Raw genomic sequence first — 12,521 nt, 5'->3', positions numbered from 1 at the left:
CAAAGCCGCCGGGGGCGGTGGAGGACCCAGTAGGGCTCCACTGCCCCCGGCGGCACGTTTCTGCGGGTGAACAGGGGAAAGAGGGACTCAGACGTCTTCGTGCTGGACCGCGCGGCGGGCGTCGGCGCCCAGCACGCCCCAGCTGATCAGCTGTTCGGTCAGCACGGACGGCGACTGGTCGTAGATGACGGCGAGGGTGCGCAGATCGTCCTGACGGATCGAGAGCACCTTGCCGTTGTAGTCACCACGCTGGCTCTGGATCGTCGCGGCGTACCGCTGGAGCGGGCCCGCCTTCTCGACCGGCACATGGGCCAGTCGCTCCAGGTCCAGTACCAGCTTCGGCGGCGGCTCCGCGGCCCCGGCCGGGCTCGTGCCCGGAAGCAGCTCCTGCACCGGGACGCCGTAGAAGTCGGCCAGCTCGGCGAGACGCTGCACGGTCACGGCGCGGTCGCCGCGCTCGTACGATCCCACCACCACGGCCTTCCAGCGGCCCTGGGACTTCTCCTCGACACCGTGGAGGGAGAGGCCCTGCTGGGTGCGGATGGCGCGGAGCTTGGCCCCGAGCTGTTTGGCGTATTCGCTGGACATAAAGCTCCCCGGACGCTGTATCGACGTGCGGCTGTGCCGCGCGGCTGGTCACTCACTGTGAGGTTACGCAGCGTAATTTCCATTCGTCAAGCCGAACGGAGCGGAGGGGCTCCGGCCAGGGGTGTTGACGGGGGCACTCGATACTCCTGCTAGTGTGAATGGCGCAAATCCGACCGTCCTTTAAGGTCCGTCCCGTGAGGCGGAGAAGGAGGTCCTCGTATGGACGCCCGTACCTCGGACGCCGCGCGCTCGGTGCTGGAAGCACCGGATATCGCGCGCGTTCTCACCCGCATCGCCCACGAGATCGTCGAGCGCGCCAAAGGCGCCGATGACGTGGTGCTGCTCGGCATTCCCACCCGTGGTGTCTTTCTCGCCCGGCGGCTGGCCGCCCGGCTCGAAGAGATCACCGGCAAGCCCGGCCGGATCCCGGTCGGCTCGCTCGACATCACGATGTACCGCGACGACCTGAGGCTGCGCCCGGCCCGCGCGCTCGCCCGCACCGAGATCCCCGACGACGGCATCGACGGCCGCCTCGTGGTCCTCGTCGACGATGTGCTCTTCTCCGGCCGCACCATCCGCGCCGCCCTCGACGCCCTCGGCGACATCGGGCGGCCGCGCGCTGTGCAGCTCGCGGTCCTCGTCGACCGCGGCCACCGGGAACTGCCGATCCGCGCCGACTACGTCGGCAAGAACCTCCCCACGTCGCTGCGGGAGACGGTCAAGGTCCAGCTCACCGAGGAGGACGGCCGCGACAGCGTGCTCCTCGGGCTGCGCGAGACCACCCCGGCGGACGGGAAGTAGCGCCCCGCACCGACGGCGAGTGCCACCCCCGCGACCGAAGGGGCACCCGCCCGACGTACCACCGGTGCCGCCAGGCCACCGGTCCCCGCGCCTGCCCGCCCGCACGCCCGCACACCTCCTTCACCCACGGAGCAACCGGATGAAGCGCCACCTCATCTCGGCCGCCGATCTCTCGCGCGACGACGCCGTCCTGATCCTCGACACCGCCGAGGAACTGGCCCGGCTCGCCGACCGGCCGATCAAGAAACTGCCGACCCTGCGCGGCCGTACCGTCGTCAACCTCTTCTTCGAGGACTCCACCCGCACCCGCATCTCGTTCGAGGCGGCCGCCAAGCGGCTCTCCGCCGACGTGATCAACTTCTCCGCCAAGGGGTCCTCGGTCTCCAAGGGCGAGTCCCTGAAGGACACCGCGCTCACCCTGGAGGCCATGGGCGCCGACGCCGTGGTGATCCGCCACCACGCCTCCGGCGCCCCGCACCGGCTGGCCACCTCCGGCTGGATCAACGGCGCCGTGGTGAACGCGGGCGACGGCACCCATGAGCACCCCACCCAGGCGCTGCTCGACGCGTTCACCATGCGCCGCCGGCTGGCCTCCGGGGCGTCCGGCGTGGGCCAGGACCTGGCCGGCCGCCGGGTCACCATCGTCGGCGACGTCCTGCACAGCCGGGTGGCCCGCTCCAACGTCCATCTGCTGTCCACCCTGGGCGCCGAGGTCACCCTGGTCGCCCCGCCGACGCTGGTCCCCTTCGGCGTGGAGAGCTGGCCCTGCGAGGTCGCCTACGACCTGGACGCGGTGATCGGCAAGACCGACGCCGTGATGATGCTGCGCGTCCAGCGCGAGCGCATGAACGCCGCGTTCTTCCCCACCGAGCGGGAGTACGCCCGCCGCTACGGCCTGGACGGCGACCGGATGGCGCGGATGCCCGAGCACGCCATCGTGATGCACCCCGGCCCCATGAACCGCGGCATGGAGATCACCGCCGATGTCGCGGACTCCGACCGCTGCACCGCCGTCGAGCAGGTCGCCAATGGGGTCTCGATCCGCATGGCCGTCCTGTATCTGCTGCTCGGCGGGAACGAGTCCGCCGTCGCCGCCGCCCGCACCGAGGAGAGCAAGTGACCATGAGCGACACCCACAAGACGCTGCTGCGCGGGGCGAAGGTGCTCGGCGGCCGGCCGCGCGACGTGCTGATCGAGGGCGAGCGCATCGCCGCGGTCGGCGCCGGCCTCGACGCCGACGGCGCCACCGTGATCGACGCCACCGGGCAGATCCTGCTGCCGGGCCTGGTCGACCTCCACACCCATCTGCGCGAGCCCGGCCGGGAGGACTCCGAGACGGTCCTCACCGGCACCCGGGCCGCCGCGATCGGCGGCTTCACCGCCGTCCACGCCATGGCCAACACCTTCCCGGTGGCCGACACCGCGGGCGTCGTCGAGCAGGTGTGGCGGCTGGGCAAGGAGTCCGGCTACTGCGACGTACAGCCCATCGGTGCGGTGACCGTGGGCCTGGAGGGCAAGAAGCTCGCCGAGCTGGGCGCGATGCACGACTCCGCCGCCGGGGTGCGGGTCTTCTCCGACGACGGCAAGTGCGTGGACGACGCGGTGATCATGCGCCGCGCGCTGGAGTACGTGAAGGCGTTCGACGGCGTCATCGCCCAGCACGCCCAGGAGCCCCGGCTCACCGAGGGCGCCCAGATGAACGAGGGCGTCGTCTCCGCCGAGCTGGGCCTGGGCGGCTGGCCGGCCGTCGCCGAGGAGTCGATCATCGCCCGCGATGTGCTGCTCGCCGCGCACGTCGGCTCCCGGGTGCACATCTGCCATCTGTCCACCGCGGGCTCGGTGGAGATCGTCCGCTGGGCCAAGTCCAAGGGCTGGAACGTCACCGCCGAGGTCACCCCGCACCACCTGCTCCTGACCGACGAGCTTGTACGCTCCTACGACCCCGTCTACAAGGTGAACCCGCCGCTGCGCACCGAGGCCGATGTGATGGCGCTGCGCGAGGCGCTCGCCGACGGCACCATCGACTGCGTGGCCACCGACCACGCCCCGCATCCGCACGAGGACAAGGACTGCGAGTGGGGCGCGGCGGCCATGGGCATGGTGGGCCTGGAGACGGCGCTGTCCGTGGTCCAGCACACCATGGTGGACACCGGACTGCTGGACTGGACGGGCGTCGCCGACCGGATGTCGGCGCGGCCCTCGGCCATCGGCCGACTGACCGGCCACGGCCGTCCCATCGCCGCCGGGGAGCCCGCCAACCTCACCCTGCTCGACTCGGCTTACCGTGGTGTGGTGAACCCCGCGGGCTTCGCCTCCCGCAGCCGCAACACCCCCTACGAGGGCCGTGAACTGCCGGGCCGCGTGACGTACACCTTCCTGCGGGGCCGGGCGACGGTTGTGGACGGGAAGCTGGCGTGACGACTCCGAGTCATCCGGTGGCGGGCCTCGCGGGATTCGCGGGCCTCGCCGCCGAGCAGAAATCGCAGGACGTGACGGACTGGGCCGCCCGGCTCGGCTGGGTCGTCGGGCTGCTGCTGGTCATCGCGCTGGTCTACTGGCTGATGCGGGAGGGCTGGAAGTGGCGCGGCACCCTCCAGGGCGACCTCCCCGAGCTGCCCCAGGCCCCGGCCGAGCCCGGCGAGCCCAAGCTGTCGATGAGCGGCCGCTACCACGGTTCCACCACCGCCGGGCAGTGGCTGGACCGGATCGTCGCCCATGGCCTCGGCACCCGCAGCCGGGTCGAGCTCACCCTCACCGACCAGGGCGTGAGCGTCGTACGGCCGGGCGCGCGGGACTTCTTCATCCCCGCCGCCGAGCTGCGCGGCGCGCGGCTCGACAAGGGCATCGCGGGCAAGGTCCTCGCCGAGGGCGGGCTGCTGGTGATCACTTGGAGCCACGGTGACCGGCTGATCGACTCCGGCTTCCGCTCCGACCACGCGGCCGAGCACCCCGCCTGGGTCGAGGCCCTGGCCGTCAAGAACACCGAGCACAACCAGGAAGGCGCACGATGACCACCTCCAACAGGGGGGCCACCAGCCCCGCAGTCCTCGTCCTGGAGGACGGCCGCTCCTTCCGCGGCCGGGCCTACGGGGCCGTGGGGGAGACCTTCGGCGAGGCCGTGTTCTCCACCGGGATGACCGGCTACCAGGAGACCCTGACCGACCCCTCCTACCACCGCCAGGTCGTCGTGATGACCGCCCCGCACATCGGGAACACCGGCGTCAACGACGAGGACCCGGAGTCGCAGCGGATCTGGGTCTCCGGCTATGTGGTGCGCGACCCGGCCCGTACGCCCTCCAACTGGCGCTCCCGCCGCTCGCTCGACGAGGAGCTCAGCGCCCAGGGCGTCGTCGGCATCAGCGGGATCGACACCCGCGCCCTCACCCGCCATCTGCGCGAGCGCGGCGCCATGCGCGTGGGCATCTTCTCCGGCGGGGCGCTCGCCGACGAGGCCACGCTGCTGGCGAAGGTGCGTCAGGCCCCCCAGATGAAGGGCGCCGACCTCAGCGGCGAGGTGGCCACCGAGGAGCGTTACGTCGTCCCGGCGATCGGCACCAAGAGGTTCACCGTCGCCGCGATCGACCTGGGCATCAAGGGCATGACCCCGCACCGGATGGCCGAGCGCGGCATCGAGGTGCACGTGCTGCCCGCGACCGCCACCGCCGAGGACGTCTACGCGGTGAACCCGGACGGGGTCTTCTTCTCCAACGGCCCCGGCGACCCGGCCACCGCCGACCACCCCGTCGCCCTGATGCGGGCCGTGCTGGAGCGCTCCACGCCGCTGTTCGGCATCTGCTTCGGCAACCAGATCCTCGGCCGCGCGCTCGGCTTCGGCACCTTCAAGCTGAAGTACGGCCACCGCGGGATCAACCAGCCGGTGCAGGACCGCACCACCGGCAAGGTGGAGGTCACCGCCCACAACCACGGCTTCGCCGTGGACGCCCCGCTCGACGCGCCGTCCGACACCCCCTTCGGCCGCGCCGAGGTCTCCCACGTCTGCCTCAACGACAACGTGGTCGAGGGGCTGCGGCTGCTCGACCGCCCCGCGTTCAGCGTCCAGTACCACCCCGAAGCCGCCGCCGGTCCGCATGACGCCGCGTACCTTTTCGACCGCTTCGTGTCCCTGATGGAGGGCCAGCGTGCCTAAGCGCACCGACATCCAGTCCGTTCTGGTCATCGGCTCCGGCCCGATCGTCATCGGCCAGGCCGCCGAGTTCGACTACTCCGGCACCCAGGCGTGCCGGGTGCTCAAGGCCGAGGGCCTGCGGGTCATCCTGGTCAACTCCAACCCGGCCACGATCATGACCGACCCGGAGATCGCCGACGCCACCTATGTCGAGCCGATCACCCCGGAGTACGTCGAGAAGATCATCGCTAAGGAGCGCCCCGACGCGCTGCTGCCCACCCTCGGTGGCCAGACCGCGCTCAACACCGCCATCTCGCTGCACGAGGCGGGCACCCTCGAGGAGTACGGCGTCGAGCTGATCGGCGCCAATGTCCAGGCGATCCACAAGGGCGAGGACCGCGACCAGTTCAAGGAGGTCGTCGAGGCCGTCCAGGCCAAGATCGGCCACGGTGAGTCCGCCCGCTCGGTCATCTGCCACTCCATGGACGACGTCCTCGCGGGCGTCGAGGAGCTCGGCGGCTACCCCGTCGTGGTCCGCCCCTCCTTCACCATGGGCGGTGCGGGCTCCGGCTTCGCCCACGACGAGGACGAGCTGCGCCGTATCGCGGGCCAGGGCCTGGCCCTCTCGCCGACCACCGAGGTGCTCCTGGAGGAGTCCATCCTCGGCTGGAAGGAGTACGAGCTGGAGCTGATGCGCGACCGCAACGACAACGTCGTGGTCGTCTGCTCCATCGAGAACTTCGACCCCATGGGCGTGCACACCGGTGACTCGATCACCGTCGCCCCGGCGATGACGCTCACCGACCGCGAGTACCAGATCCTGCGGGACATCGGCATCGCCGTCATCCGCGAGGTCGGAGTCGACACCGGCGGCTGCAACATCCAGTTCGCGGTCAACCCCGAGGACGGCCGGGTCATCGTCATCGAGATGAACCCGCGCGTCTCCCGCTCCTCGGCGCTCGCCTCCAAGGCCACCGGCTTCCCCATCGCCAAGATCGCCGCGAAGCTGGCCGTCGGCTACACCCTGGACGAGATCCCCAACGACATCACCCAGGAGACCCCGGCCTCCTTCGAGCCCACGCTCGACTATGTCGTGGTCAAGGTGCCGCGCTTCGCCTTCGAGAAGTTCCCGGCCGCCGACGCCCGGCTCACCACCACCATGAAGTCGGTCGGCGAGGCCATGGCCATCGGCCGCAACTTCACCGAGGCGCTCCAGAAGGCGCTGCGCTCGCTGGAGAAGAAGGGCAGCCAGTTCGACTTCACCGGGGAGCCCGGCGACAAGACCGAGCTTCTCCAGCGGGCCGTGATCCCCACCGACGGCCGGATCAACACCGTGATGCGGGCCATCCGTGCCGGGGCCACCCCCGAGGAGGTCTTCGACGCCACGAAGATCGACCCGTGGTTCGTGGACCAGCTCTTCCTGATCAAGGAGGTCGCGGACGAGATCGCCGCCGCCGGCAAGCTCGGCCCCGAGCTGCTCGCCGAGGCCAAGCGGCACGGCTTCTCCGACGCCCAGATCGCCGGGATCCGCTCGCTGCGCGAGGACGTGGTCCGCGAGGTGCGGCACGCGCTGGGCATCCGGCCCGTCTACAAGACGGTCGACACCTGCGCCGCCGAGTTCGCCGCCCGGACCCCGTACTTCTACTCCTCCTACGACGAGGAGTCCGAGGTCGCCCCGCGCGAGACCCCCGCGGTGATCATCCTCGGCTCGGGCCCCAACCGCATCGGCCAGGGCATCGAGTTCGACTACTCCTGCGTCCACGCCTCCTTCGCGCTGCATGACGCGGGCTATGAGACCGTCATGGTCAACTGCAACCCGGAGACCGTCTCCACCGACTACGACACCTCCGACCGGCTCTACTTCGAGCCGCTCACCCTGGAGGACGTACTGGAGATCGTCCACGCGGAAACGCAGGCGGGCCCGGTCGCCGGGGTCATCGTCCAGCTCGGCGGCCAGACCCCGCTGGGCCTGGCCCAGGCGCTCAAGGACAACGGCGTGCCAATCGTCGGCACCTCGCCCGAGGCGATCAACCTCGCCGAGGAGCGCGGCGCCTTCGGCCGGGTGCTCACCGAGGCCGGGCTGCCCGCGCCCAAGTACGGCACCGCCTTCTCCTTCGAGCAGGCCAAGGGCATCGCCGCCGAGATCGGCTACCCGGTCATGGTCCGCCCCTCCTATGTGCTCGGCGGCCGCGGTATGGAGATCGTCTACGACGAGCCCTCGCTCGCCGCGTACCTGGAGCGGCACGCCGGGCTGATCTCCGAGCACCCCGTGCTCATCGACCGCTTCCTCGACGACGCCATAGAAATCGACGTGGACGCGCTCTACGACGGCGAGGAGCTCTACCTCGGCGGCGTCATGGAGCACATCGAGGAGGCCGGTATCCACTCCGGCGACTCGGCCTGCGCCCTGCCCCCGATCACCCTCGGCGGCTTCGACATCAAGCGGCTGCGCGCCTCGACCGAGGCCATCGCGCGCGGGGTCGGCGTCCGCGGGCTGATCAACATCCAGTTCGCGATGGCCGGGGACATCCTGTACGTGCTGGAGGCGAACCCGCGCGCCTCCCGTACCGTGCCCTTCACCTCCAAGGCCACCGCCGTACCGCTGGCCAAGGCCGCCGCCCGGATCTCGCTGGGCGCCACCATCGCCGAGCTGCGCGCCGAGGGGCTGCTGCCCTCCAGCGGCGACGGCGGCACGCTGCCGATGGACGCCCCGATCTCCGTCAAGGAGGCCGTGATGCCGTGGAGCCGGTTCCGGGACGCCTCCGGGCGCGGGGTGGACACCATCCTCGGCCCGGAGATGCGCTCCACCGGCGAGGTCATGGGCATCGACTCGGTCTTCGGCGCGGCCTACGCCAAGTCGCAGGCCGGGGCGTACGGCGCGCTGCCGACCAAGGGGCGCGCGTTCGTCTCCGTCGCCAACCGCGACAAGCGTTCGATGATCTTCCCGGCCCGGGAGCTGGTCGGCCTCGGCTTCGAGCTGCTGGCCACCTCGGGCACGGCGGAGGTGCTCAAGCGCAACGGGATCAACGCGACCGTGGTGCGCAAGCACAGCGAGGGCGAGGGCCCGAACGGTGAGAAGACCATCGTCCAGCTCATTCACGAGGGCGAGGTCGACCTGATCGTCAACACCCCGTACGGCACCGGCGGCCGGCTCGACGGCTATGACATCCGTACGGCGTCCGTCGCCCGCGGAGTCCCGTGCCTGACCACCGTCCAGGCGCTCGCGGCCGCCGTCCAGGGCATCGAGGCGCTGGGCCGGGGCGCGGTCGGCGTCCGATCGCTCCAGGAACACGCGGAACATCTGACCGCCGCCCGCGAGGAGTGAGGCGAGGGAGGGGGACACCGGCCGGTGTCCCCCTCTTCATGAGCCCACCGCTCTTCATGTCCACGTCCTCGCCCTTCGGCAGAAAGCCCCTCATGTACGCCCTCCTCTTCAACCTGATCTTCCGGCGCATGGACCCGGAAAAGGCCCATCACCTGGCCTTCTCCTGGATCCGCCTGGCCGCCCGCGTCCCCGTCCTGCGCACCTTCGCCGCCGCCGTCCTCGCCCCCCGCGACAGGGCGCTGCGCACCGAGGCGCTGGGCCTGCGGATGCACGGGCCGTTCGGGCTCGCCGCCGGATTCGACAAGAACGCCGCCGGGATCGATGGCATGGCCATGCTGGGCTTCGACCATGTCGAGATCGGCACGGTCACCGCCCAGCCGCAGCCCGGCAACCCCAAGCGGCGGCTCTTCCGGCTGGTCGCCGACCGCGCCCTGATCAACCGGATGGGCTTCAACAACGAGGGCTCGGCGGCGGTCGCGGCCCGTCTCGCGGCCCGGCGCCCGGCCTTCCGTACCACGGTCGGCGTCAACATCGGCAAGACCAAGGTCGTCCCGGAGGCGGAGGCCGTCGCCGACTATGTGACGTCCACCGAGCGGCTCGCCGCCCACGCCGACTACCTCGTCGTCAACGTCTCCTCGCCCAATACCCCCGGACTGCGGAATCTCCAGGCCGTGGACCATCTGCGGCCGCTGCTGACCGCGGTCCGCGAGGCCGCGGACCGCACGGTCACCGGTCGCAAGGTGCCACTTCTGGTCAAAATCGCGCCGGATCTCGCCGACGAGGACGTGGACGCGGTCGCCGATCTGGCGGTCGAGCTCGGCCTGGACGGCATCATCGCCACGAACACCACCATCGCGCGCGACGGACTCGGCCTCGCCTCGCCCGCCCGGCTCACCGCCGAGACCGGCGGCCTGTCCGGCGCGCCCCTGAAGGCGCGCTCCCTGGCGGTGCTGCGCCGCCTGTACGCCCGGGTGGGGGACCGGCTGACCCTGGTCGGGGTCGGCGGGATCGAGACCGCGGACGACGCCTGGGAGCGGATCCTCGCGGGGGCGACGCTGGTCCAGGGCTACAGCGCGTTCATCTACCGCGGGCCGTTCTGGTGCCGTGAGATCCACCGCGGCCTCGCGGCCCGCTTGGCCGCGAGCCCGTACGCCACCCTCGCCGAGGCCGTCGGCGCCGAGGCAGCCGCGTAATGCCCGGGGGCTCCGCCCCCGCCCCCCGCCGGGGCTCCGCCCCGGACCCCGCTCCTCAAGCGCCGGAGGGGCTGAATTTCCTGAGGAGAGACCGATGACGACACCCGCACCCACCCCCTTCGGCACCCGCTTGCGCGCCGCCATGGACGCCCGCGGACCGCTCTGCGTCGGCATCGACCCGCACGCCTCCCTGCTGGCCGACTGGGGCCTGGGGGACGATGTGGCCGGTCTGGAGCGGTTCACCCGGACCGTCGTGGACGCCCTCGCCGAGCGGGTCGCCGTCCTCAAGCCGCAGTCGGCCTTCTTCGAGCGGTTCGGCTCCCGCGGCATCGCGGTGCTGGAACGGGCCGTCGCCGACGCCCGCGCCGCCGGGGCGCTGGTGCTGATGGACGCCAAGCGCGGCGACATCGGCTCGACCATGGCCGCGTACGCCTCCGCCTATCTGGATCCGGCCGGCCCGCTCTTCTCGGACGCCGTCACCGTCAGCCCCTACCTCGGCTTCGGCTCGCTGCGCCCGGCGCTGGACGCGGCGCGGGCGGCGGGTGCGGGCGTCTTCGCGCTGGCGCTGACGTCCAACCCGGAGGGCGCCGAGGTGCAGCACGCGGTGCGGCCCGACGGGACGACCGTCGCGGCCACCGTGCTGACCGCGCTCAAGGCCGAGAACGCCGCCGAGGCCGCCGAGGGCCGCCTCGGCTCGTACGGGGCCGTCGTCGGGGCCACCCTCGGCGGCACCGCGCACCGGCTGGGCGCCGATCTGGCGATCGACGGGCCGCTGCTGGCCCCCGGCATCGGGGCCCAGGGCGCGACCCCCGCCGATCTTCCGGCGGTCTTCGGCGCGGCGGTGCGAAATGTCCTTCCGAGCGTCAGCCGGGGGGTGCTCCGGCACGGTCCGGACGCCGCGTCGCTGGTCGCCGCGGCCTCCCGAATGGCTGATGAAGTGCGTGCCGTGGCCGAATAACCCGGCTACTTTGTCCGTAAATGTCTGAGTCGAGCGAGTCTGACCAGGACTTTTCGTCTGTTCTCGCTGACTGGAGCGGGATCGGCCGCTAGTCTCCGACGAGAGCGAACGCGCGCTGCGTTGCGCGTTGCTCCCCAGGTGAGGGGCGACTAGGTTCCTCACCGGTCCATATCCGACAGTTCGACATCCGAGGTGACGTAGGCGTGGCTCTTCCGCCCCTTACCCCTGAACAGCGCGCAGCCGCGCTAGAAAAGGCCGCCGCGGCTCGCCGGGAGCGCGCCGAGGTCAAGAATCGACTCAAGCACTCCGGCGCCTCCCTGCACGAGGTCATCAAGCAGGGCCAGGAGAACGATGTCATCGGCAAGATGAAGGTGTCCGCTCTCCTCGAGTCCCTGCCCGGCGTCGGCAAGGTCCGCGCCAAGCAGATCATGGAGCGGCTCGGCATCTCCGAGAGCCGTCGTGTGCGGGGTCTGGGCTCCAACCAGATCGCGTCGCTCGAGCGTGAGTTCGGCGGCGCCGCCGGCTGACCCGGCCCGGCGTTTCCAGGCACTCCCGGGAACCTGGATAATCGCTCCATGGCAGCACACTCCGCACGACCGCGACTGACCGTGCTCTCCGGCCCCTCCGGGGTCGGCAAGAGCACGGTCGTCGCCCATATGCGCAAGGAACACCCCGAGGTCTGGCTCTCGGTCTCCGCCACGACCCGGCGTCCGCGCCCCGGTGAGCGGGACGGCGTCCACTACTTCTTCGTGGACGACGGGGAGTTCGACAAGCTCATAGCAAATGGTGAGCTGCTGGAGTGGGCCGAATTCGCGGGCAACCGCTACGGCACCCCGCGCGAGGCGGTCATGGACCGCCTCGGCGCGGGCGAGCCGGTGCTGCTGGAGATCGATCTCCAGGGCGCACGGCAGATCCGCGAGTCCATGCCGGAGGCGCAGCTGGTCTTCCTCGCTCCGCCGAGCTGGGAGGAGCTGGTGCGCCGGCTCACCGGCCGGGGCACCGAGGCGCCCGAGGTGATCGAGCGGCGGCTGGAGGCCGCGCGGACCGAGCTGGCCGCCGAGTCAGAGTTCGATATGACCTTGGTCAATACCTCCGTCGAGGACGTGGCCAATGAGCTGCTAGCCTTGATGCGAGTGGCTTGATCTTCGATTCACTCTTGCCGTCAGGCGAAATAAGGAAGGCTAGAGAGTGTCCTCTCCCATGACCGCGCCCGAGGGGATCATCAACCCTCCGATTGATGAGCTGCTCGAGGCCACCGACTCCAAGTACAGCCTGGTGATCTACGCGGCCAAGCGCGCGCGTCAGATCAACGCGTACTACTCCCAGCTCGGTGAGGGCCTGCTCGAGTACGTCGGTCCCCTCGTGGACACCCACGTCCACGAGAAGCCCCTCTCGATCGCGCTCCGTGAGATCAACGCGGGCCTGCTGACGTCCGAGGCCATCGAGGGCCCCGCCCAGTAGGTTCCGCAGCGCGTGAACCACCGGCCCGGCAGCGATGCCGGGCCCGTGGTGTGTCATGGGTACGTGAGC

Annotated in this window: 12 protein-coding genes; 11 read left to right on the top strand and 1 reads right to left on the bottom strand. The window is 71.0% G+C overall.

Translation table 11 applies throughout. The features are described from left to right. Positions 1-87: 87 nt before the first annotated feature. On the bottom strand, positions 88-588 hold the full coding sequence (gene bldD / locus ACT2CW_RS09175) for a transcriptional regulator BldD (RefSeq protein ID WP_014056259.1): 501 nt from the start codon (positions 586-588) through the stop codon (positions 88-90). Between the two features lie 219 nt (positions 589-807). Between bldD and pyrR the strand changes: the two genes are divergently transcribed. The 11 genes from pyrR (at position 808) to rpoZ (ending at position 12,452) form a co-directional block, all read left to right on the top strand. Continuing rightward, the gene (gene pyrR / locus ACT2CW_RS09170; RefSeq protein WP_037951650.1) at positions 808-1,389 is read left to right on the top strand and encodes a bifunctional pyr operon transcriptional regulator/uracil phosphoribosyltransferase PyrR; all 582 of its coding nucleotides are present in this window, start codon (positions 808-810) and stop codon (positions 1,387-1,389) included. Positions 1,390-1,528: 139 nt separating this feature from the next. Next, positions 1,529-2,509: an aspartate carbamoyltransferase catalytic subunit gene (locus ACT2CW_RS09165; RefSeq protein WP_445516195.1), complete on the top strand. Its 981-nt coding sequence runs from the start codon at positions 1,529-1,531 to the stop codon at positions 2,507-2,509. 2 nt (positions 2,510-2,511) lie between these two features. Further along, the gene (locus ACT2CW_RS09160) at positions 2,512-3,807 is read left to right on the top strand and encodes a dihydroorotase (RefSeq protein WP_445516194.1); all 1,296 of its coding nucleotides are present in this window, start codon (positions 2,512-2,514) and stop codon (positions 3,805-3,807) included. Further along, on the top strand, positions 3,804-4,400 hold the full coding sequence (locus ACT2CW_RS09155) for a PH-like domain-containing protein (protein ID WP_311766679.1): 597 nt from the start codon (positions 3,804-3,806) through the stop codon (positions 4,398-4,400). The genes ACT2CW_RS09160 and ACT2CW_RS09155 overlap by 4 nt, the downstream gene beginning before the upstream one ends. Then, positions 4,397-5,536, top strand: coding sequence for a glutamine-hydrolyzing carbamoyl-phosphate synthase small subunit (gene carA / locus ACT2CW_RS09150; protein ID WP_164425050.1), 1,140 nt, complete (start codon positions 4,397-4,399; stop codon positions 5,534-5,536). Before ACT2CW_RS09155 ends, carA begins: the two co-directional genes overlap by 4 nt. After that, a complete protein-coding gene (gene carB / locus ACT2CW_RS09145) occupies positions 5,529-8,840 on the top strand; it encodes a carbamoyl-phosphate synthase large subunit (protein ID WP_445516193.1) in 3,312 nt (1,103 codons plus the stop codon). Before carA ends, carB begins: the two co-directional genes overlap by 8 nt. Before the next feature lie 92 nt (positions 8,841-8,932). Beyond that, positions 8,933-10,033, top strand: a complete 1,101-nt coding sequence (locus tag ACT2CW_RS09140) for a quinone-dependent dihydroorotate dehydrogenase (protein ID WP_445516239.1) — start codon at positions 8,933-8,935, stop codon at positions 10,031-10,033. Positions 10,034-10,127: 94 nt separating this feature from the next. Further along, positions 10,128-10,991, top strand: a complete 864-nt coding sequence (pyrF, locus tag ACT2CW_RS09135) for an orotidine-5'-phosphate decarboxylase (protein ID WP_164425056.1) — start codon at positions 10,128-10,130, stop codon at positions 10,989-10,991. Positions 10,992-11,194: 203 nt separating this feature from the next. Beyond that, on the top strand, positions 11,195-11,518 hold the full coding sequence (locus tag ACT2CW_RS09130; RefSeq protein WP_009713618.1) for an integration host factor: 324 nt from the start codon (positions 11,195-11,197) through the stop codon (positions 11,516-11,518). A gap of 48 nt (positions 11,519-11,566) precedes the next feature. Continuing rightward, entirely contained in the window at positions 11,567-12,133 is a 567-nt protein-coding gene (gmk, locus tag ACT2CW_RS09125) for a guanylate kinase (protein WP_164425058.1), read from the top strand. 58 nt (positions 12,134-12,191) lie between these two features. Next, entirely contained in the window at positions 12,192-12,452 is a 261-nt protein-coding gene (gene rpoZ / locus ACT2CW_RS09120; RefSeq protein WP_020867048.1) for a DNA-directed RNA polymerase subunit omega, read from the top strand. The last annotated feature ends 69 nt before the right edge of the window (positions 12,453-12,521 follow it).

It is taken from the genome of Streptomyces sp. NEAU-174, assembly GCF_052665095.1.
Note: the sequence above shows the minus strand (reverse complement) of the source record. Positions and strands in the feature narration are given on the sequence as shown.